Annotated in this window: 17 protein-coding genes; 13 read left to right on the top strand and 4 right to left on the bottom strand. The window is 58.9% G+C overall.

Features of this window, described 5'->3' with window-relative positions; genetic code table 11:
• Positions 1–301 precede the first annotated feature (301 nt).
• From FQ185_RS08210 to FQ185_RS08175, 8 genes are all read left to right on the top strand, one after another.
• Complete coding sequence (locus FQ185_RS08210) at positions 302–1963, top strand: DUF1302 domain-containing protein (RefSeq protein ID WP_149417026.1); 1662 nt, start codon at positions 302–304, stop codon at positions 1961–1963.
• Between the two features lie 30 nt (positions 1964–1993).
• Complete coding sequence (locus tag FQ185_RS08205) at positions 1994–3361, top strand: DUF1329 domain-containing protein (protein WP_020300814.1); 1368 nt, start codon at positions 1994–1996, stop codon at positions 3359–3361.
• 95 nt (positions 3362–3456) lie between these two features.
• Complete coding sequence (locus FQ185_RS08200; protein WP_020300813.1) at positions 3457–4587, top strand: YCF48-related protein; 1131 nt, start codon at positions 3457–3459, stop codon at positions 4585–4587.
• A 35-nt stretch (positions 4588–4622) separates the two neighbouring features.
• A complete protein-coding gene (locus FQ185_RS08195) occupies positions 4623–7154 on the top strand; it encodes an RND family transporter (protein ID WP_020300812.1) in 2532 nt (843 codons plus the stop codon).
• 46 nt (positions 7155–7200) lie between these two features.
• Positions 7201–8172, top strand: a complete 972-nt coding sequence (locus FQ185_RS08190; protein ID WP_020300811.1) for a hypothetical protein — start codon at positions 7201–7203, stop codon at positions 8170–8172.
• A complete protein-coding gene (locus FQ185_RS08185; protein ID WP_057005042.1) occupies positions 8169–8987 on the top strand; it encodes an enoyl-CoA hydratase/isomerase family protein in 819 nt (272 codons plus the stop codon). Before FQ185_RS08190 ends, FQ185_RS08185 begins: the two co-directional genes overlap by 4 nt.
• 30 nt (positions 8988–9017) lie before the next feature.
• Positions 9018–9839 carry an SDR family NAD(P)-dependent oxidoreductase gene (locus FQ185_RS08180; protein WP_032904481.1) on the top strand — a complete coding sequence of 274 codons (822 nt, stop codon included), beginning with the start codon at positions 9018–9020 and terminating at the stop codon, positions 9837–9839.
• Between the two features lie 97 nt (positions 9840–9936).
• On the top strand, positions 9937–11541 hold the full coding sequence (locus FQ185_RS08175) for an NAD(P)/FAD-dependent oxidoreductase (RefSeq protein WP_020300808.1): 1605 nt from the start codon (positions 9937–9939) through the stop codon (positions 11539–11541).
• Between the two features lie 99 nt (positions 11542–11640).
• Here FQ185_RS08175 and FQ185_RS08170 read toward each other — a convergent pair whose 3' ends face one another.
• Entirely contained in the window at positions 11641–12306 is a 666-nt protein-coding gene (locus FQ185_RS08170) for a TetR/AcrR family transcriptional regulator (protein WP_020300807.1), read from the bottom strand.
• A 182-nt stretch (positions 12307–12488) separates the two neighbouring features.
• Here FQ185_RS08170 and FQ185_RS08165 point away from each other — a divergent pair, with 182 nt between their 5' ends.
• The 5 genes from FQ185_RS08165 to FQ185_RS08140 all read left to right on the top strand — a co-directional run bounded on the left by FQ185_RS08165 (position 12489) and on the right by FQ185_RS08140 (position 17512).
• Positions 12489–13766: a cytochrome P450 gene (locus tag FQ185_RS08165; protein ID WP_020300806.1), complete on the top strand. Its 1278-nt coding sequence runs from the start codon at positions 12489–12491 to the stop codon at positions 13764–13766.
• A 51-nt stretch (positions 13767–13817) separates the two neighbouring features.
• Positions 13818–14849 carry a hypothetical protein gene (locus tag FQ185_RS08160; protein WP_020300805.1) on the top strand — a complete coding sequence of 344 codons (1032 nt, stop codon included), beginning with the start codon at positions 13818–13820 and terminating at the stop codon, positions 14847–14849.
• A gap of 166 nt (positions 14850–15015) precedes the next feature.
• Positions 15016–15804, top strand: a complete 789-nt coding sequence (locus FQ185_RS08150; RefSeq protein ID WP_020300804.1) for an SDR family NAD(P)-dependent oxidoreductase — start codon at positions 15016–15018, stop codon at positions 15802–15804.
• Positions 15805–15836: 32 nt separating this feature from the next.
• Complete coding sequence (locus FQ185_RS08145) at positions 15837–17138, top strand: MFS transporter (RefSeq protein WP_057005043.1); 1302 nt, start codon at positions 15837–15839, stop codon at positions 17136–17138.
• A 23-nt stretch (positions 17139–17161) separates the two neighbouring features.
• Positions 17162–17512 (top strand): nuclear transport factor 2 family protein, encoded by a 351-nt coding sequence (locus FQ185_RS08140; protein ID WP_020300802.1) that lies wholly within the window; start codon positions 17162–17164, stop codon positions 17510–17512.
• Between the two features lie 43 nt (positions 17513–17555).
• Here the strand turns inward: FQ185_RS08140 and FQ185_RS08135 are convergent, their stop codons facing one another.
• The 3 genes from FQ185_RS08135 to FQ185_RS08125 all read right to left on the bottom strand — a co-directional run bounded on the left by FQ185_RS08135 (position 17556) and on the right by FQ185_RS08125 (position 20051).
• On the bottom strand, positions 17556–18389 hold the full coding sequence (locus FQ185_RS08135) for an oxidoreductase (protein WP_020300801.1): 834 nt from the start codon (positions 18387–18389) through the stop codon (positions 17556–17558).
• Positions 18390–18474: 85 nt separating this feature from the next.
• The gene (locus FQ185_RS08130) at positions 18475–19710 is read right to left on the bottom strand and encodes an NAD(P)/FAD-dependent oxidoreductase (protein ID WP_020300800.1); all 1236 of its coding nucleotides are present in this window, start codon (positions 19708–19710) and stop codon (positions 18475–18477) included.
• A 20-nt stretch (positions 19711–19730) separates the two neighbouring features.
• Positions 19731–20051: a 2Fe-2S iron-sulfur cluster-binding protein gene (locus FQ185_RS08125; protein ID WP_020300799.1), complete on the bottom strand. Its 321-nt coding sequence runs from the start codon at positions 20049–20051 to the stop codon at positions 19731–19733.
• Between the last annotated feature and the right edge of the window lie 3 nt (positions 20052–20054).

Genomic DNA, 20054 nt, shown 5'->3' with positions numbered 1-20054 from the left:
TTTGAACGTTTATCTGTTTTGTGTGCAGTATTTACCGGCGAAACGCCTTTGCTGGAACGATTCTTCACCTTGACGGGTGTGAAATTCTATATGGAGAATGCAAATCTTTATGTGGAATTTTATTTTGTGATCCGTTACGGTGACTTTCAACTGAGGAGGAAAGTGGGTCTGGATGCGTGCCAGACCTCTTCAGCGGACTGTCCAGGCGAGACATTCAACGATATTGTGGGGTAGCGCATATCGCTGGAGCGACCGTTTGAACGCACATAGCGACTGAAAATAACAATAAAAGGTAGTGTGTATGAATCATAAGACCAAGCAGAGTCGGCTGGTACTGGCTCAAGGTGCGCTTACGCTGATGATGGTTGGCGGCTCTCAAGGCGTCATGGCGCTCTCTTTCGATCTGCCGAACCCTGATTATCGCCTGCGTTGGGACAACACGGTCCGCTACAACCTGGGCATGCGGACTGACAGTCAGGACAGTCGCATCATGAACACGCCGAACTTCGACGAGTCCGACGGCAAGTTCGATAAAGGCGACATTGTTACAAATCGTCTCGATGTGTTGAGCGAACTCGACTTTTCCTACCTCAACGAGTGGGGTGGACGCCTCAGTGGTGCCGGCTGGTTTGACCAGGCCTATAACGATCACGATGTGAAAAGTAACGTTCCCGGCTACGCCACCAGCTATCACAACAATCGTTACAGCGACGAAGTGAAGCGCTACATGAACGGCCCGTCGGGAGAGATTCTCGATGCCTTTGTCTGGCGCAACTTCAACATCGGCGACACACCGGTCAACGTGAAAGTCGGTCGTCACACCAACTATTGGGGTGAAAGCCTGTTGTTCGGCGCTCACGCCGTGTCCTACTCCCAGGCCCCCAGCGATGGCGTGAAAGCCTCGACCAGCCCGGGTATCGAAACCAAGGAAGTGTTTCTGCCGGTGGGGCAGATCTCGGCCAAGGCCCAGGTCACTGATCACCTTTCGGTTGCCGGTCAATACTTCTACGAATGGGAGCCCACGCGCATTCCTTATGGGGGTACCTATTTCGGCGCGGCCGACCCTTTGTTCGAAGGTCCGGACCAACTGCCGGTAGCGCCTAACGGAGCGACGTTGCAGCGTCAGGATTCGCGCTTCGGTCGCGATGGCAAAAACTGGGGCGTGATGGCCAAACTCAACGTTGAAGATGTCGAATCGACGTTCGGCGCCTACTATCGCCAGTTCGACGACTACCAGCCTTGGCTGGCCCCACAGGTCAAGGCAGCGCTGGGTTCGTACCGGGTTGTTTACCCGCGTGGCGTGAAGCTGGCAGGCGTCAGTTTTGCTCGGGTTTTCAACACGGTTGCGGTCGGCTCTGAACTGTCCTACCGCATGAACGGTGCCTTGAATGCCACTGGCGTCAGCGCGCTGGACGACGAAGGCCCGCGCGGCGACACCATTCACTTTATTGCCAACGCCGTTTACGGCGTGCCGCGTAACTTCATTTCGAACAACGCGACCCTAGTGGGTGAGTTCGCCTACAGCCACCTGGATCGCGTGACTGAACACGAAGAGCTCTATAAAGGTGTCGGAAAAGCCGCTTGTACCAATGCCAGAACGCCAGGTATCGCCGGGTCCGGCAGCGAGTCGGATGGCTGCTCCTCGAAAGATTATTATGCGGTCGCGGTCAACTACACTCCGCAATACATCTCGATCTTCCCCTCCTGGGACATGGATGTACCTCTCACCGTCAACTACGGCCTGCATGGCAACGCACCAACAGCCGGTGGCGGCAGCGAAGGCGCGCTGGCTTACTCCGTCGGCGTCAAACTCACTTATGCCCAGCTGTATGAGTTCGGCCTGCGTTATGCCGACACAGCGGCCCAACCGAAGAACCTGGCCAATGGCACCGTCGCCGGTAACGGCAACGTAGGCGGTGAAGACCGCGGCTGGCTGGCTTTTACCTTCAAGACCTCCTTCTGATAAATCAAACAAGAATCGGAGAACGTGTTCATGAAACGTCCACTTGCATTAACTGCCGTCCTGATGAGTTTTGCGACCTGTAGCCTCACAGCCGCCGCTGCTGGCGACGCCTCGGACCTGGGTAAGAGCCTGACGCAGTTCGGAGCGATTCAGGCCGGTAACGCCGATGGCACGATCCCCGCTTACGAGGGCGGCCTTACCACCGCTCCGGCGGGTTTCAAGCCCGACAGCGGGTTTTGGGTTGATCCGTTCAAAGATGAAAAGCCACTGTTTCGCATTGACGCCAAAAACGTCGACAAGTATGCGGACAAGCTCAGTGAGGGGCAGAAAACCCTGATCAAGAAATACCCGACTTACTACATCGACATTTACCCAAGCCATCGCACGACTGCCTATCCCAAAGCGGTACTCGATGCCACCGTGCGAAACGCCAGCAGCTGCGCGATCCAGAAAGATGGCCTGGCCGTTGATCCATCTTGCCGTGGCGGCCTGCCGTTCCCGATTCCGAAGACCGGCAATGAAGTGATGTGGAACCAGCAGGTGCGCTACAAAATCGGCACCGGCTACTCGACCACGACTTCGTCCAACAGCTGGGTAGTCGACGCCAACGGCTCGATCACCAAGACCGCTGAACAGGCGACATTCGAAGAAACCCCGTACTACCAGGTGACTCAGGCGGATCGCGATCCACTGATGTACGCACGAGTGTTCTCGCGCAACGACTATCCGGCGCGGCGCTCCGGTGAAGTGGTGGTGCTCACTGACTTCCTCGATCCATTGGCGAAGGCCCGTCGTTCGTTCAGTTATTCCCCAGGCCAGCGCCGGGTAAAACTCGCACCGGAATTTGCCTTTGATACACCCGTTGCCAGCCAGGGTGGCGTGACGCTGTTCGACGAACTGCAAATGTTTTCCGGGAGCCAGGACCGCTTTGACTACAAGCTGGTCGGTCGCAAGGAAATGTACATCCCGTACAACGCCTACAAATTCTACTTCGGCGTCGGCAAGCAGGAAGACCAGTTCATGCCGCACCACGCCAACCCGGCGAACGAGCGTTGGGAGCTGCATCGGGTGTGGGTCGTGGAAGCCACGTTGAAGCCGGGTATGCGCCATGTCTACAGCAAACGCACCTACTACCTGGATGAAGATACTTTCGGCGTCGGCCTGTATGACGCCTGGGACAAGAGCGGCGCGTTGTATCGCTCGATCTTCCTCAGCGGCGTCCAGCTCTACGACAAAAACATTCCCTATAACGTGAAAAACGTCGTGTATGACTTCAACAAAGGCATGTACGCGTTGCTCAACGATGGTTTGAAGGGCGGCTACAAGTTCATCGACAAACCACTCTCCGAGCGTGACATGAATCCTGAAGCCATTGTGGCTCGGGTCACCCAGCGCTGATGTGATTTCGCCTGTTCTGCCTGCCGGTTTGCGCATCAAGCCGGGCAGGCAGAACAGGTGTGTTTGCCACGCGGGATGGTTAAGGAATAAAAATAATGACTAGCCCTTGCCCTGCTTCTTTTCTTCTCTGCACTTCGCGTCTGCTCCTGGCAGTCGCGTTTGCGGTCGGCGCGAGCTCATTGCTGACGACGCCTGCCTACAGCGCCGTCGCGTTGTCGGCCGATTCGCTCGACGTGCCGGCGCAGCGGATCGATGAACACCTGCCCGCACCCTTGCTGTCGGTCGCCACAGCGGGCGACGCGATGATTGGCGTCGGCCTGCACGGGTTGATCCAGCGCTCCATCGATGAGGGCCGCACCTGGCAACAGGTCGATAGCCCGGTGTCCAGCGATCTTGTGCAAGTGCGGTTTCGCGACGAGCGTCATGGCTGGATCGTCGGTCACGATGCGGTGGTCATGCACACCACCGATGGCGGTCAAAGCTGGCAAGTGCAGCTCGACGGGCGCCGCTTGTTGACCTTGCTCAACGCTTACTACGGCCCACGGGCCGAACAAGGTGATGAAGCCGCAGCCCAGATGCTTAAGGAAGTGGCTATGGCCGCCAGTACCTCGGCGACGCCGGACGTGTTGGCCGCACCCTTTCTCGATGTGATGTTCGATGAGCACGGCAACGGATTTGCCGTGGGTGCCTTCGGCATGTTGTTGCACAGCACGGATGACGGCCAGAACTGGCAGCCGTGGACCGAGCGCAGTGATAACGATCGGCGCATGCACCTGTATGGACTGGCGGAACAAGCGGGCACTTTTTACATCGGCGGGGAGCAGGGTTTGCTGCTGCGTCTGGATGGTCCGCAACAACGTTTCGTGAAAATCGATACGCCCTACACCGGCACTTACTTCGGCGTCCGCGCCTTCGACGGTCTGCTGCTGGCGTACGGGCTGCGCGGCAACCTGTTTGCCAGCCGTGATGACGGCCAGCAATGGCAGCCTGTGGCAACCAATCTCAATAGCAGCCTGGTCAGCATTGTCGAGCAGGGTGATGCCTTGATCGTCGTGAGCCAGGGTGGGCAACTGGTCAGCGTTGACCGGCAGAGTTTGCAGGTCACCCCGCTGGCAGATGCGCGGGTAGGCGAGGTGTATGCAGCCAGTGCCACCAAACAGGCTGGGAGCCTGCTTGTCACGCGCTTCAGCGGCGCCAAGGTCATCGATATCGCCCAGGCCAACTAAAGCCCCCGGCACGATTCCCCTACGAGAAAGAAAAAATGGTCGAGCAAAAATTCAACAGCGGGATGCCAGTGATTGCCAACCTGGAGGACTTTGACAAAAACTCCGGTGGCTGGTTTGAACGGGTCATATTCCGTCATCGCATGGTGGTCGTCGTTGCCTGCTTGCTCGCCACTGTGGTGCTGGGCTTCTTCGCTACACGGCTGCAAGTCAATGCCAGCTTCGAAAAAATGATTCCCAGCTCCAGCCCTTACATCAAGAATTACCTGGCGTATAAAAACCAGTTGCCAGGCCTGGGCAACAGCATTCGCGTCGTGGTGGAAAACAAATCCGGTGATATCTACGACGCCGACTATCTGCTGGCGCTGCAAAAGGTCAACGACACCCTGTACCTGATTCCAGGCATCGACCGCTCCTGGATGAAATCGCTGTGGATGCCCATCGTTCGCTGGAAAGAAGTGACGGAGGAGGGCATTGATGGCGGTGCGGTCATGCCATCGGATTACGACGGCAGTGACAAATCGATCACGGCCTTGCGCCGCAACATTATGCGTTCCGGGATCATTGGCAACCTGGTGGCGAACGACGGCCGGTCGAGCATGATTGTCGCGCCGCTGCTCGATACCAATCCGCAGACCGGACAACCCCTGGATTACGGTGATTTTTCCAAGCAACTGGAAGCGCAGATTCGCTCGCTGGAAAGTGACAAAGTGGGCATCCACATTGTGGGTTTCAGCAAGCTGGTGGGCGACCTGATCGACGGCCTGTATTCGGTCATGCTGTTCTTTGGCGCATCGGTACTGATCGCCGGGTTGTTCGTCTATTTCTATACACGCTGCCTGCGCAGTACCTTGCTGCTGGTGAGCGTGGCAGTGGCGGGGGTGGTGTGGTTGCTGGGTTTGATGCAACTCCTCGGCTACGAACTGGACCCTTACTCCATCCTGGTGCCGTTCCTGATTTTTGCCATCGGGATCTCCCACGGCACGCAAAAAATGAACGGCATTCTTCAGGACATTGGCCGTGGCACCCATAAATACATTGCTGCGCGCTATACCTTCCGCCGCTTGTTTCTCACTGGCTTGACTGCGCTCCTGACCAATATCGTTGGTTTTGCCGTGCTGGTGATCATTGATATTCCGGTGATTCGCGACCTGGCACTGACCACCAGCATTGGTGTCGCCGTGCTGATTTTCACCAAGTTGCTGCTGATTCCGGTGGCGTTGTCGTACCTGGGCGTCAGTAAGAAAGCCGCGCGTATCGCCATCGCCAAAGATCAGGCCGGCGCAGAAAACCGCGGTTTTCTCGGGCGTCTGTGGAGCGGCCTGGATCGCTTCACCGAACGGCCGATGGCCACGGCGGTGATTGCCGTATCGCTGGTGGTGACGCTGATTGGCAGCGTGGTGATGATGCACCTCAAGGTCGGTGATCTGGATCCCGGTGCACCGGAGTTGCGTGCGGATTCGCGCTATAACCGCGATAACGCCTACATCACCAGCCACTACGGACTTTCCAGTGACCAGTTCGTGGTCATCATGAAGACCAACGAAGACAGCTGCCGTCTGTACCAGTCGCTGCAAAGCATGGACAAACTGGCCTGGCGCCTGCGCCAGACGCCTGGTGTACAAACCACCCAGTCGCTGGCCGAAACCGTGCGCATGATCAGCTCCGGCATGGCTGAAGGCAGCCCGAAATGGTTGAGCATCAGCCGCGACCAGGCGATCACCAACTCGGCGGTGGATGCCGCGATGATTTCTGCACCGGGCATCACCAACCAGCAGTGCTCGGTCACTCCATTGATCGCCTACCTGGCTGATCACAAAGCCGACACACTGAGCCGGGTGTTGAAAGTTTCTGAAGAGTTCGCCAAGGAAAACAACACACCCGCTGGCGCCGAGCAGCCTGTGGAATTCCTCCTGGCTGCGGGTAATGCCGGGATCGAGGCCGCCACTAACATTGAGGTAGAGAAGGGCATCATCACCATGTACCTGGCCGTGTATGGCGCTACGGCCTTGCTCTGCCTGCTGACCTTCCGCAGTTGGCGCGCAACCCTGGTGGCGCTGATTCCTTTGCTGATGACTACGATCATCTGCAAGGCGCTGATGGTCTGGTTGGGGATCGGCCTGAAAGTAGCCACCTTGCCGGTAATCGCCGTGGGTGTCGGTGTCGGCGTGGACTACGCGCTGTATCTGCTCAGTGTGCAACTGGCGGTGCAGGAACGCGGTGGAAGCCTGGCGGTTGCGTATCGCCGCTCGCTGGATTTCACCGGTCGGGTCGTGGCGCTCGTTGGCCTGACCATGGCCGCCGGGGTGATTACCTGGGCCTGGTCGCCGATCAAGTTCCAGGCGGACATGGGCATTCTGCTGACCTTCATGTTCCTGTGGAACATGCTCGGTGCGCTGGTGCTGATCCCGGCCCTCTCGCATTACCTGCTCAACCCGAAAGGCAACTCCAAGGCCGGCGTGACCCTCGATCTGGAGGACGCGCGCGCCCAACAGGAACCGCGCAAACCCGCGGCCAGCGCACCTGCACCCCAATTGACCGAGCTCGCCTTACCCCGGCGTGTCCGCTGACTAATAGCCGGGCACAGACCTGGCTGGCAACTGCAAGGAGAGAACAATGTTCGAGTTATTGATGAGTGCCGACATGATGGTTCCGGACCCGGACGGCATGACGGAAATGTTGGTCGACAAGCTCGGCATCTACAAACACGAACGCTGGCGCCAGGCGTTCGATAATCACCCGTATATTGCGCATTTCCTGCGGGTACACAAATCCCTCGCGGTGTCGCCTACGCGCATCGAACCGCAGTGGCACCTGGATCGGCCGAACCCCGGTGATCCGTTGTTCCATGACTTTCTGGAAAGCCTGAAGGATTTCCAGGGGCATCATCGGCCGATGATCACGCACTCCATCGTGCTGGCCCTGCACGGGGACAAGTTCGACGCGCTGGTAGACAAACTGATGCGTCGTCGCTTGCCTTTCCGCATGGCGCAGCGCACCCCGGAAATGCCCTTCGACCGCTTATGGCTGGGTGCCACTCCCGAGCAACCGTATTACCAGCCCACGGTGGATGGCGGTTTGTGCATTGAGATCATGCCGACCGAGCCTTTGCAGATGCCGCCGGAAACGTATCAGTTGCCACCGATGCAGCCGCGTGATCTCAAGCCCGGCGACATGGTCCGCGTCACCGCCCGTGGCTTCCTGGTACGCGACCTCGATGAAACCCTGCGTAAGGTCTCGACCAACCTCGATTGGGAACCGAGCGGGCCGGTCGAGAGCATCGGCAGCGAAGGTTACCGCCGTGCGCGTATGGGTTTCACCGTGCCGAACAGTGCCACCCTCGATGTCCTCGAGGCGACCTACTGGAACACCGACGCCGGCCACTACGTCAATAACTGGGGGCCGGGTCCGTACTACATCCGCATCGGTGTCAACGATCTGGCTGCCAAGGCCGAGGATCTGCGGTCACGCGGCACGCGGTTCCAGTGGATCGAATCCTCCGAGGCCGTCGGCGGCCGTGCGTTGATCAAGATCGACCCACAAGAACTCAATGGCCAGGTCTTCGAGTTCGAGGAGTGCCCTGTATGAGCACAGCGCAAGAACCGCAGTCTCCCGTTTTGATCAACGATGCGGTGCGCCTTGAGCGTGATGCCATGGTGGGTTGGGTGGTACTGACCCGGCCCCGGCAGATCAACGCCATCAACGACGATATTCGTCAGGGCGTGCCGCAAGCACTGGCGCTGTTGCAGCAAGACCCGGACATTCGCGTGATCGTGATTCGCGGGGAAGGTGAGCGAGGCTTTTGTGCGGGTGCTGATATCAAGGAGCGTCGTGGCCCGGAATCGAGCCTGCAAGTGCGGCAGCGCATGGAACAGGTGCGCTGGATCGAAGCGCTGGATGGCATCAGCAAACCGGTGATCGCTGCCATTCATGGTTATTGCATGGGCGGTGGGTTGGAACTGGTGCTGGCGTGTGACATCCGCTTCGCCGCGCCCGATGCCGTGTTCGCCCTGCCGGAAACCGGCCTGGGGCTGATTCCCGGCGGCGGCGGTACGCAACGACTGTCCCGAGTGGTGGCGCCGGGTCAGGCATTGGACATGTTGCTCACCGGTGACCGGGTGGGCGCCGAACAAGCGCAGCGCATTGGTCTGGTCAGCCGCCTGGCCAGCGACAACGCCAGCCTGCTGGACGAAGTACGGGCCTTTGCTCAGCGCATCGCCGTCAAACCACCCACCGCGTCGGCGTTTGTCAAACAGGCAGCACGGGCGGCGCTGGACATGGACCTCAAACGTGGCCTGGACCTGGAGCTTGATCTGTTCGCCTTGCTGGCCCCGACCAAGGATGCCCGCGAGGCGGCCCAGGCGTTCAGTGAACGGCGCGAACCGCGATTTACCGGCGAGTAAAGCGCCACTCAAAACAATAAGGAACAGAGCATGAGCACAGGAAAACTGGCAGGACGAGTGGCCATTATTACCGGCTCCGGTGGCGGCCTGGGCGCTGAGTGCGCACGGGTGCTGGCGTCGCATGGTGCAAGTATTGCGGTGGTCGATATCAATTTCGAGGGGGCCACAGCTGTGGCCCAGTCACTCCTCGCCGAGGGGCATCAAGCCTTGGCGATCGCCACCGACGTCTCCTCGGAAGACGCCGTGCGCGCGATGGTTGCTCAGGTTAAACAGCATTTCGGCCGTATCGACATTCTGCACAACAACGCGGCGATCCTGAACGCCGAGCAACGTCAGCTAGACCGCGATTTCGTCAACCTCGACATGCAGGCCTGGGACCGCGCCATCGCCGTCAACCTGCGTGGCGCGGTGCTGTGCACCAAGCATGTGATTCCGGTCATGCTGGAGAACGGCAAGGGCTCGATTATCTTCGCCACCTCGGGTCTGGGCATGCAGGGCGATATGTCCCTGACCGGCTACGCCACCTCCAAGGCGGGGCTGATGATGCTGCCGCGCATGGTCGCCTCGCAATACGGCAAACAAGGCATTCGCGGCAACGCCGTGCAGATCGGCCTGGCGCCTTCGGAACACGCCATGCCTGAACCCTTGCTCGACATCCTGCGCGACAACCACTGCACTGCCGAGCTGGGCACGCCTCGGCAGATTGCCGATGTGGTGGCGTTCCTGGCCAGTGACGAATCCTCATTTGTCACGGGCACCACGCTGGTCGCTGATGGTGGTTTCAGCAGCCACACCCCCTCCCTGGTGGCGATGCGCGCGCTGTTTGCGCAGATGGGCCGCACCGGCATGTAACCCTTGCCCGGCGCATCCCGTGCGGTGCGCCGCGGCTGATCTTTGCCGCCATAGCCGCCGCGCGCCGCTGTGGTTGAACTCGACTTGGAATTAATTGATGAACCAGAACCAAAATGCGAGCACTACGGATTTTGATGTGATCATCGTCGGCGGTGGCACCAATGGCCTTTCGGCTGGCTGCTACCTGGGCCTGGAAGGCAAGAAGGTGCTGGTTCTGGAGGCATTGGACAAGGTCGGCGGGATGGCCTCCTCGGGTTACCTGATACCCGAAGCGCCGCAGCATCTGGTTCATCCCTGTGCCCTGGACATGATGTCGATGCGCGTGCATTCCCATGTGCCAGCGGAGCTGGGACTTGATCGACACGGTTTCAAATCGATAGAGCTTGCGCCGGGGTATGTGTACTTGCATCCGGATGGCCAATCTCTGATCTTCTGGCGCGATCGCGAGAAAACCGCCGCCGAGATCCGCCGGTTCAGCAGCAAGGATGCCGAGGCGTTTCTGCAGTTCATGAAAGTCATCGACATGTTCCTCGATATCGCGCTGCCGATGATGCGTGTCGACCCGGCCAAAACAAACCTCGGCGTGAAGCTGAAAATGCTTGGCACCGCCATCAAACACAAAGCGCTGAAACCCGAGCTGATGGCGCTGATGACAGGCTCCGCGTTGCAGGCGGCACGTGAGCGCTTCGAGCATCCGGTGACCATTTCCGCGATGTGTGCACTCACTGGGCTGGCAGGGGATATCAGCGCCGATGGCGGTGGCATCTATTACGCCTTGCTCGGTTTCCTTCATCGTTTTGGCGTGGGCCGGGTATTGGGTGGCATGCAGCAGTTGAGCAATGCCATGCAGACTCGACTGGAAGAGCTGGGCGGGCAAGTGCTGGTGTCGGCCAGCGTCAGTGAAATCGTTGCCAGGGACGGTCTGATCAAAGGCGTGAAACTGGCTGATGGTCGTCAGTTCACCGCACGTGCGGTCATTGCCGGCTGCCACCCCAAGCCGGCGTTGGACATGGTTACCCGTGGTGAAATCCCTCAACACCTGCTGACCCGTATCGCCATGGCACCTGCTAACGGCAGAGGGTCGGGACCATTGAAGGTGGATGTTGCCCTGCGTGGGCAGATTTCTTTGCCGCGTTTTGCTGCCATTCGCGGCGATGGCGTGGATTTGCGTAAAACCGTCATGCTGATCGGCACCGAAGAAGCCGTGCTGGAAAACTTCGCCGCCTGCGCCCGTGGTGAAGTACCGAAGTTGCCCTATATCACCGTGGCCGCACCCAGTGCGGCCGACCCTTCACAAGCGCCAACCGGGCAGGATGTGTTGTACATCTATCCGCCGGTGATGCCGGTGAATCCCAATGAAGGTTGGGACGCGCTGCGTGAGCGGGTGGCCGACCAGGTGCAGGAACAGCTGTATGACTACATCGATGGGATCGAGGGGCAGGTGATTGGCCGACATATCGAGGCTGCTCCGGATTTTACTGCGCGCTTGAACACGGTGAATGGCTGCGTGGTGCATATCGACACCACCTCGATGCGCTCGAGCACCATGCGCCCGGCGTACGGTTTGGGAGGCGATACCTTGCCGGTGGCGGGACTGTATTTAGGGAGTGCCGGCATTCATCCGGGCGGTGGGGTAAACGGCATGGCCGGGCGGTTGGCGGCCAAGCGGGTGAGCAAGTATTTGCGTAAAAAGGCTGACTGAAGCGGGTCGCTGATTCCAAGCCCCTAAGCAACCCCCCCCTGTGGGAACAAGCCTGCTTCCACAGGGAAAGCTCATTGGGCGAGAGTGTGTGAACGGTGCTTAAACGCCGTCGACGTTTTTTTCTGCGCCCAGCGAAATACTCGCCAGCACAAAATCCGCCGAGTACTGACGCCAGGTGGCCATGCCTTGCTCCGAGTCCGTATCCAGCCCGGCAAGTGCCGACATCGAATAGCGGTTGGTGAACCAGCCAGTAGTCACCAGCGAAGCGCTGGCCAACAACAGGCGCGGGTTGATGTCTGCGCGAAAATCACCACTGGCCGCACCCCGCAACAAAATCGCGTCGAGCTTGGCGATCAGCTTCGGTGCCATTTCCAGAAAATGGTTGCGAGGTGTTTCGTGGGTGTCATGGTAGCGAATGCCTTCCAGCGCCAGGCTGCCGAGGAAGGGGTCCAGACGGTACTGGTCAAAAAAATGGTTGAGCACGGCGCGCATCGCCACTGGCGGTGAAAGCTCTTCGACATTGAGGTTGACCAGCTCGGACATGATGTTGTCCGAAGACTCATCCAGTACCGCTACAAACAGGCCTTCCTTGGAGTTGTAGTAGTGGTAGACCAGCTGTTTGGTAACGCCGGCTTCCCGGGCAATTTCTTCCACGCGCGCACCGGCCAGGCCTTTTCTGGCGAACTCCACGCGCGCTGCCGCGAGCAGGCGATTCATCGTATTGCGTTTGCCCTGTTCGCCACCTTCTCCTGCCTTTACCGCCACCTCGTCCTCCTCATGCCAGTTTTGGCCAGGTTATTCACACCTTGAAGCATTTCCCCGGGGGCCTTCGTTTGACCCCAAGTCAAACGAAGCGGACTACCGGCGCAGACACAACCACATACCATGGGTCGGCAGCCGGACAATCTTGGTGTGCAAGAAGAATAAAAACAAGACAGGAGCTCCTGATGAGCAACGAAAGCGCAGCACTGGACCTGGCAACCGCATACTCCGCTGTGTCGGAAATGTATCGGGGCACCGACCTGGATATTCACGCGGTGTGCCGCGAGCAACGGCTGAAATCGCCCATCTATGAAGGCGACTTCATCACCCAGTTTGGCGTGCCGACGAATGCCGGCACCCAGCAGGGCACTCGCCCGACCTTCGCCTTGTTCAAATACCAGGATGTAATGACTGTCCTGCGCGATGGTGCGACCTATACCAGCGGTTTTATTGCCGAAGGTCTTGGCGCGTTTTTCGATGGTTTGATCATTCTTGCCATGGACGGTGACGAGCACCGTAAGGTGCGCGCCTTGCTGCAACCGGCCTTTATGCCGGAGACCGTGAACAAGTGGCGCCCGCAGATCGATCAAGTGATTCGCGAGGAGTACATCCAGCCGATGTTGCCGGCAAAGAAGGCCGACTTGATGAAGTTCGGCCTCGAGCTGCCGATTCGCGTCATGTACGCTTTGATGGGCTTCCCCTCGGATGAGCCCTCCAAGTACAAGCAATACGCCGCGTGGGCCTTGGCCATTGTCGGCGGCAACCAGATTGACCCGAGCAAAATGGTTGAAGCGCGACGTCAGGCCGGCATCGCTGTCAAAGGTCTGTACGACGCGCTTGCCGAGGTGGTGGTGCAACGTCGTGCCGAGGGCAGCCAGGGCGATGATGTGGTCGGGCGTTTGCTGCGCGCGGAGTACGAAGGGCGCACGCTGGATGACCACGAGGTGATCACCTTCACTCGCTCGCTTTTGCCAGCCGCGGGCGAAACCACCACGCGCATGTTTGGCTCGGTAATGACTTTGCTCTTGACCACGCCCGGCTTGCTGGAACGCGTCAAGGCCGACCGCTCATTGATCGGCAAGCTGATGGACGAAACCACGCGCTTTGAACCCGTGGCCACTTTCAAGGTGCGCGAAACCGCCCGGGAAGTGGAATTTCACGGCGTGAAAATCCCCAAGGGTTCGTTCGTCCAGTGCATGGTGGTGTCCGCCAACCGCGACGAAGATGCGTTTGAAAACCCTGAGGTATTCGACATTGATCGCAAGCCAAAACCCTCCTTTGGTTTTGGCTTCGGCCCGCACATGTGTATCGGTCAGTTCGTCGCCAAAGTGGAAATCAGCTGCGCTGTCAACGCCATCCTCGACCTCTTTCCCAACTTGCGACTCGACCCGAGCCAACCCGTCCCGCAGATCGGCGGAGCGCAATTGCGAGGCGTGTCCACGCTCCCGGTGATCTGGGACTGAATCACGCTGTAATCCCGTTTCCCTGCCTCAACAAAAACAACAGAGGGCATCATGAGAACGTTTAAAACCATTCCAGAACGCGGTGATTTCGGCTTTCAACAACTGGTTGGGCCGCACAAGGTCACCGGCGCTTCGATGTCAGCCGAACGCGGCTTCTTCGGCCTGCACCTGAGCAAAAGTTCGCCGTTCGGTTCTGTGCGCGATGAGCAAGGCAACATTTACTCATTCGTACGGTCGCTGATGGCGCCCAATGGCACCCCCAACCCAACCAAGTTCTTCTACCTGAACAATCACGTCGATAACGTCAACCTGCGCATGGACCACGAAAAAATGGCCCGCCAGGCGCTGACACCACTGCCGGTACACAGCCTGGAAGGCGATGTCGCACGTTGGGCCAGCCACCCGGGCGAACCCGGCAACTCTTGGGAGATCACCGCCAGCAGCGAACGCCTGACCTGGAAGGAAGAAGGCCTGTTTCACCTCGAAGGCCGACTGCTTGGCCCAGGTTTGCAGTGGTACCTGCCAGGCGTGGAATGGGGCACCTTTTATGTTTCGCAGTTGTGGGATATCGCCGGTGTCTGCGAGGGGCGTCCGGTGAAAGGCGCCATGGCGCTGGACCAGTTCTACATGGCCGAAGGCGGCGCCATTCACTTCAAGAAAGACTTGGTGGTGAACAACAACAAGCATGTGATCTGGTGGTCCTTCGTCACCGTTTATAAAGATGGCACCTGGGATACCGGCTCTTTCATGGTCGGTCACGACCACTTGGGCTACGCCATTTTCAACAATGAAAAAGGCGAGGTTCGGGTCACCACCGATATCGAAGGAAACACCGAACACAAGGACGGAAGCTACTTCCTCAAATCCGCGAAAATCGTGCTGGAAGGCAAGGAAGAGTGGGAGTTTTTGCCTGATGAGAAGGGCGAGATGATCGACTTCGTCGGTGGCTTCCCGATCACTGCGCAGCAGGAAGGCCGTTGGCGTCGGGTTGGCGATACCCGTGAGCCTTCACACTGGCTGGGCTGGGGTGAATCGGACCGGCGTAATGGCTCGGCCCGCAATGTGCCAGGCAAAGACCTGTAAACAGTTGACCGAAACCTTTACCCCTGTAGGAGCTGCCGAAGGCTGCGATCTTTTGACTTTGACTTTTGAAGGCAAGATCAAAAGATCGCAGCCTTCGGCAGCTCCTACAGGGGAGCGTACGCGTTGTATCAGTAGCCTCCACCAATAACAACAATGAGGAATCACGATGAAATTCCGCGACAAAGTCGTGCTGGTCACCGGTGCAGGTCGAGGCATGGGTCGCGCCATTGCCCTGGCCTATGCCCGAGAAGGCGCCAAGGTGGTGGTGTCGGCACGCACCGCTCGATACGGTGAAGAAACGATCGCACAGATCAAGGCCCTGGGCGCGCAAGCCTGCCTGGTCGGTGGCGACATCGCCGACCGCGAGGCGATCAAGTCAATGGTGCAAGATGGTGTAGAGCACTTTGGTGGCCTGGACATCGTGGTGCATTGCGCTGCCGATACCAGTCACGGGCTGATCGCCGAAATGGCCGATGATACGTTTGATCACATCGTTCGCAGCAATATTCAATCGTTGTTCTGGTTGGCCAAGGACTGCGCACCTTATCTGTCGAAAGCAGCCGACAAAGGCCGGCTGATTTTCATCTCGTCCGGCGAAGCCAACCGCAAATACACCCCTCGCCTGATTGCCTATGGTTCCAGCAAAGCCTTCATGAATGCCTTCGCCCGCGGCCTGGCGGTGGAATTCGGTGCCATGAATATTCTGGTCAACGTCGTCGAGCCCGGACTGATCGGCACTGATCACATGCTCGAAACCCTGGGCAATGAACTGCCGCATAAACTCGCTGCACATTTCCCGGTAGGGCGTCTGGGCGAGTCCGCCGACATTGCCAACGCCGTGCTGTTTCTGACCTCCAACGAGGCTTCCTATATCACTGGCACTTCGCTGCTGGTGGATGGCGGCGCCACCATGATCGCGCTGCCCAAGGTCGAAGAAATCCTCAAGGGCCATTAATCAACCCGCACGTCCGCGATGGGAGTCAGGTCATGACATCGGATACACGCAGTAGCAACACCACGGCCCACGCCGGCAATGATTTTTCCGAGTTCAAGCGCGGCTGGCGCGTGGTTGTCCTGGGCCTGTTTGGCATCTGCACCAGTATTACCGCTGCGTTGCTGTACGCCTTCGGCACCCTGGTGATTCCGCTGGAACAGGCGTTCGGCTGGAGCCGGGGCGACTTGCAGGCCTCCATCACCTTTCTGTTCGCCGGTGTGGCGATTTCCACGCAACTGGTCGGCTGGCTGTACCGTCGGTTCGGGCTGCGCCGGGTAGCGATTGTTTCGATCGTGCTGCAGATCGTCGGTTACTTTGCGATCACGCGGATTGAGGGTTCGATCGGCTGGTTGTACCTGGCGTTTTTCAGCATGCCGATCATTTGTGCCGGAACCATTGCGATCACCTGGACGCAACTGGTCAACCTCTGGTTCGAGCGTAACCGTGGTTTGGCGCTGGCCGTGATTCTGTGTGGCACCGGGCTGATGGCGATGATTCTGCCACCGCTGTTGTCGCGGCTGATTGCCGCCTACGGTTGGCAAGCCGGGTTTATTGCGCTGGGGGCGATGCCTTTGTTGTTTACGTTGCCCTTGTCATTGATGTGGCTGCGCATGCCGGCGCTGCTCGCCAGTCCTGACGCGACAACGCAGAAGGAACTTCCGGAGCTGTCCGGCATGTCCTTCAAACAAGCAGTGCGCTCAGGGATGTACTGGGGCTTTAACGTTGCATTGATATTGTCGGTGTCGTTGACCGTCGGCATGGTCACCAACATGGTGCCGATGCTGCAAAGCAAGGGCCTGAGTGCGCAGCAAGCCAGTCAGATCTTCAGTACCTTTGGTATTTCCATCATCGGCGGGCGCTTGTTGGTGGGTTATCTGCTGGACCGCTATTCACCTTCAGTAGTGGCCGCCGTGAGCCTGGCGCTACCCGCATTGGGCTGCGCGATCTTTCTCTTTGGCGGGGCGCAAAACACACCGTTGCTGGTGCTGGCGACCCTGTGCATCGGCGCCAGTGCCGGAGCTGAGTTCGATCTGGCGGCATTCCTGATGGCGCGCTATTTCGGCTTGAAAGACTACGCGCGGATATTTGGTCTGCACCTGTGCCTGATCACCATTGTCTCCGGTCTGGTACCCATGCTGTTCGGCCATCTCTATGACCTGTACGGCAGCTATTCCGCTGTGCTGGTGTGCTGTTTCTGCTGCGCCATTGTCGGCCCGACCATTCTGCTGTGGTTGAGAATGGAGCCAAAATTCCTCGCCCGTCAGCAAAACCTCCAGCTACGACCACATGCCTGAACCCACTTGAGGATGAACGTGAAATGAGCATGGACAAACACACCATCGAGCACTTTCTGCACGGGCAGATCGACTGCTGGAACCGGGGCGACAAAGACGGCTTTTTCGCTCACTACCGCAGCGTCTCGGCCAACGGCTTGAGTATCGAATACGTCGGCAAGCCCCAGGCCGATGCCTGGCAGGTACTGGAAGGCATGTGGGCGCAGCAGCAACCGAAGATTCGCGTTGAAGTGCGCCAGTGCATCGTCAATGGCAATGAAGCGGCGTGCCATCACCTGAACGCCTTTCGCGAGCAGGAAGGCGGTATCGAGACGATCGAGTTGTATCGGTTTGAAGAAGGAAAGTTGTCCGTACGTTACTTCATCAACCAGTAATCGTTGCGCACAGCCTTGTCAGAAAGGCTGTGCGCGTCGTCGCCTAGACGCCATCGGTGGAATGGGACAGCTGCTGCCATTGCTCGATTTCCGCGAGCATCCTGTTGAGCTTGTCGCTGACCTGCTGATAAGCGTCTGAACCCGCCAGGTAACGCAACGGTGGATGTTCGCTGTTGGCCAGGAGCACCAGCGCATCGCCCAGTTTAGCCGGGTTGCCGGTTTGCTGATGGTTGTAGGCGGCCGAAGCGCCTTTGACCTTGGCGGTGAATGCAGCGTAATCCTCCAACCCGCGTGTACCGAAGACCGCGGAGCTGGGGTCGAGAAAGTCGGTACGGAAAACCCCGGGCTCCACCAGCGTGACCTTGATCCCGAACTGCGCCACTTCCTGGGCCAGGGATTCGGAAAAACCTTCCACAGCAAATTTAGACGCGCAGTACAGCGCCGCACCACCCATCCCGACCATGCCACCCATTGAAGACACGTTGAACACCCGGCCACTGCGTTGCTGACGCATGACAGGCAGCACGGCGCGGCAGACGTTGAACACACCGAACACATTGGTCGCGAACTGCTGGTCGGCGTCGCTGGCGAAATTGTCTTCAAACGGCGCCAGTTGTCCATAACCGGCGTTGTTGACCAGCACATCGATTCGGCCAAAACGCGCCACGGCAGTTTCTACGGCAGCCAGTGCCTGGGCTTCGTCGGTCACATCCAGGGCCACTGCCAGCACGCGTTCGCCGTACTCGGCAAAGACAATTTCCAGCGGTTCGATACGCCGGGCGCTGACCACCACGCTGTCACCATCAGCCAATGCGGCTTTGGCAATGGCAGCACCCAAGCCTCGGGCCGCACCGGTAATAAACCAGACTTTGTTCATTGCATCGCTCCAGTCGTTGTGCAAAAAAATGCCGCGTCAGCTTTAAGGCGGGCGCGGCAGCGGGTGTGAAAGATCAGTACGACGTTCAGTCGCGGTTGGCCGCTTCCCAAGCTTTCAGATCGAACCCGTCAGTGGCGGCCTCAACTGCCGTCAGCTTGGGCGCGCGAGCAAGAATCTTGCGCGCCGCCATGTGATCGCCCATGCGATTGCAGGACTCCACGGCCACCAGACGGTCATTGCGGAAACACAGCACAGACGCTTGATGTTCTTCGACTGAACCGAGCACGACGGTACTGTCATAGCCATGCGAGAGTCCGGCGATCTGCAGTTTCAAGTTGCCTTGATCGGTCCAGAACCAGGGCAGGGCGCTATAAGGTGCCGGTTTACCCATCAAGCGTGCAGCCACTGTGCGGGCCTGGTCGATGGCGTTCTGCACCGACTCGAGGCGGGTGTGTAACTCATTGTTTTGCAGGCACGGGAAGCTGGCGACATCGCCTACCGCGGAAATTTGCGGGTCAGAGGTCAGCAGGCTGGCGTCCACCTTGATGCCGTTCTCGATGTCCAGACCGGCTTCAGTCGCCAGCTGCGCATTGGGAATCACACCGATACCAAACACCACCAGGTCAGCAGGGAGTGCACGTCCGTCACCGGTTTGTACCGCGCACACCTTGCCGTTATCGCCGTCGATGCGGCTTAAACCCTGGCGGAAGTCAAAATGGACGCCCCACGCTTCATGGGCCTGGCGAAACAATTCCGACATTTCCCGCGACACGGCACGAGCCATGGGACGCTCGCCCAGCTCCAGTACGTGCACATTAGCCCCTAGGGCAGCGGCCACCGCCGCAAACTCGAGGCCGATAAACCCGGCTCCAATCACCACCACGTTGCGCGCTTCTTTCGCCAGCGGCGCCAGGGCGTCGGCATCGGCTTTGGTTTTGATACCGAACACTTGCGGCAACTCTGCGCCGGGAACCGGCAGGGGGCGGTTGTGGGCTCCGGTCGCCAGTACCAGATGGTCGTAACTGACAGCAGCACCCGAGGCTAACACCACGCGTCGGTTCAGGCGGTCGATCGCGGTCGCCTGGTCATGCAGCAGTTCAATGCGCTGGGTGGTGTAGAAATCAGCAGGACGAAACAGCAGATTGGTCGCCTGGATCTTGCCGAGCAGATAGGCTTTGGACAATGGCGGGCGCTGGTAGGGCAGGCCTGGCTCATCGCCGATCAGGGTGATGCGCCCGTCAAAGCCTTCCTGGCGCAGGGAGGCAGCGACCTGAAATCCGGCCTGGCCAGCACCGACGATAACGACTGAGGCGAGGGTCATGGGAACTCCTTCACGCGCATTCAGAATTGCGACGACGGCAGGTGCAAAACCATGCCGTCCATGTCTTCGCTGATGATCATTTGACAGCTCAAGCGGCTGCTGTCGCGACGTTCGAAAGCGTACTCGAGCATGTCGTTCTCCATGCCTTCCGCCGCTTGCACCTTGCCCAGCCAGGCCTCGTCGACATAGGTGTGACAGGTGGCGCAACTGCAGGCACCACCGCAGTCGGCAGAAATACCCGGCACCGAGGCGAAGGTCGCGGCTTGCATCACCGACTGGCCGATGTCGCCTTTGACTTGATGGGCGGTGCCGTTGTGTTCAATAAATGTCAATGTGGGCATGTT

The organism is Pseudomonas sp. ANT_H12B (assembly GCF_008369325.1).
GTDB lineage: Bacteria > Pseudomonadota > Gammaproteobacteria > Pseudomonadales > Pseudomonadaceae > Aquipseudomonas.
Note: the sequence above shows the minus strand (reverse complement) of the source record. Positions and strands in the feature narration are given on the sequence as shown.

Coding starts and splice junctions, on each gene's coding strand:
- FQ185_RS08125 (WP_020300799.1), bottom strand. CDS start 20,051: ATGCCCACATTGACATTTATTGAACACAACGGCACCGCCCATCAAGTC.
- FQ185_RS08175 (WP_020300808.1), top strand. CDS start 9,937: ATGAACCAGAACCAAAATGCGAGCACTACGGATTTTGATGTGATCATC.
- FQ185_RS08140 (WP_020300802.1), top strand. CDS start 17,162: ATGAGCATGGACAAACACACCATCGAGCACTTTCTGCACGGGCAGATC.
- FQ185_RS08200 (WP_020300813.1), top strand. CDS start 3,457: ATGACTAGCCCTTGCCCTGCTTCTTTTCTTCTCTGCACTTCGCGTCTG.
- FQ185_RS08205 (WP_020300814.1), top strand. CDS start 1,994: ATGAAACGTCCACTTGCATTAACTGCCGTCCTGATGAGTTTTGCGACC.
- FQ185_RS08210 (WP_149417026.1), top strand. CDS start 302: ATGAATCATAAGACCAAGCAGAGTCGGCTGGTACTGGCTCAAGGTGCG.
- FQ185_RS08150 (WP_020300804.1), top strand. CDS start 15,016: ATGAAATTCCGCGACAAAGTCGTGCTGGTCACCGGTGCAGGTCGAGGC.
- FQ185_RS08195 (WP_020300812.1), top strand. CDS start 4,623: ATGGTCGAGCAAAAATTCAACAGCGGGATGCCAGTGATTGCCAACCTG.
- FQ185_RS08185 (WP_057005042.1), top strand. CDS start 8,169: ATGAGCACAGCGCAAGAACCGCAGTCTCCCGTTTTGATCAACGATGCG.
- FQ185_RS08135 (WP_020300801.1), bottom strand. CDS start 18,389: ATGAACAAAGTCTGGTTTATTACCGGTGCGGCCCGAGGCTTGGGTGCT.
- FQ185_RS08165 (WP_020300806.1), top strand. CDS start 12,489: ATGAGCAACGAAAGCGCAGCACTGGACCTGGCAACCGCATACTCCGCT.
- FQ185_RS08145 (WP_057005043.1), top strand. CDS start 15,837: ATGACATCGGATACACGCAGTAGCAACACCACGGCCCACGCCGGCAAT.
- FQ185_RS08130 (WP_020300800.1), bottom strand. CDS start 19,710: ATGACCCTCGCCTCAGTCGTTATCGTCGGTGCTGGCCAGGCCGGATTT.
- FQ185_RS08160 (WP_020300805.1), top strand. CDS start 13,818: ATGAGAACGTTTAAAACCATTCCAGAACGCGGTGATTTCGGCTTTCAA.
- FQ185_RS08180 (WP_032904481.1), top strand. CDS start 9,018: ATGAGCACAGGAAAACTGGCAGGACGAGTGGCCATTATTACCGGCTCC.
- FQ185_RS08190 (WP_020300811.1), top strand. CDS start 7,201: ATGTTCGAGTTATTGATGAGTGCCGACATGATGGTTCCGGACCCGGAC.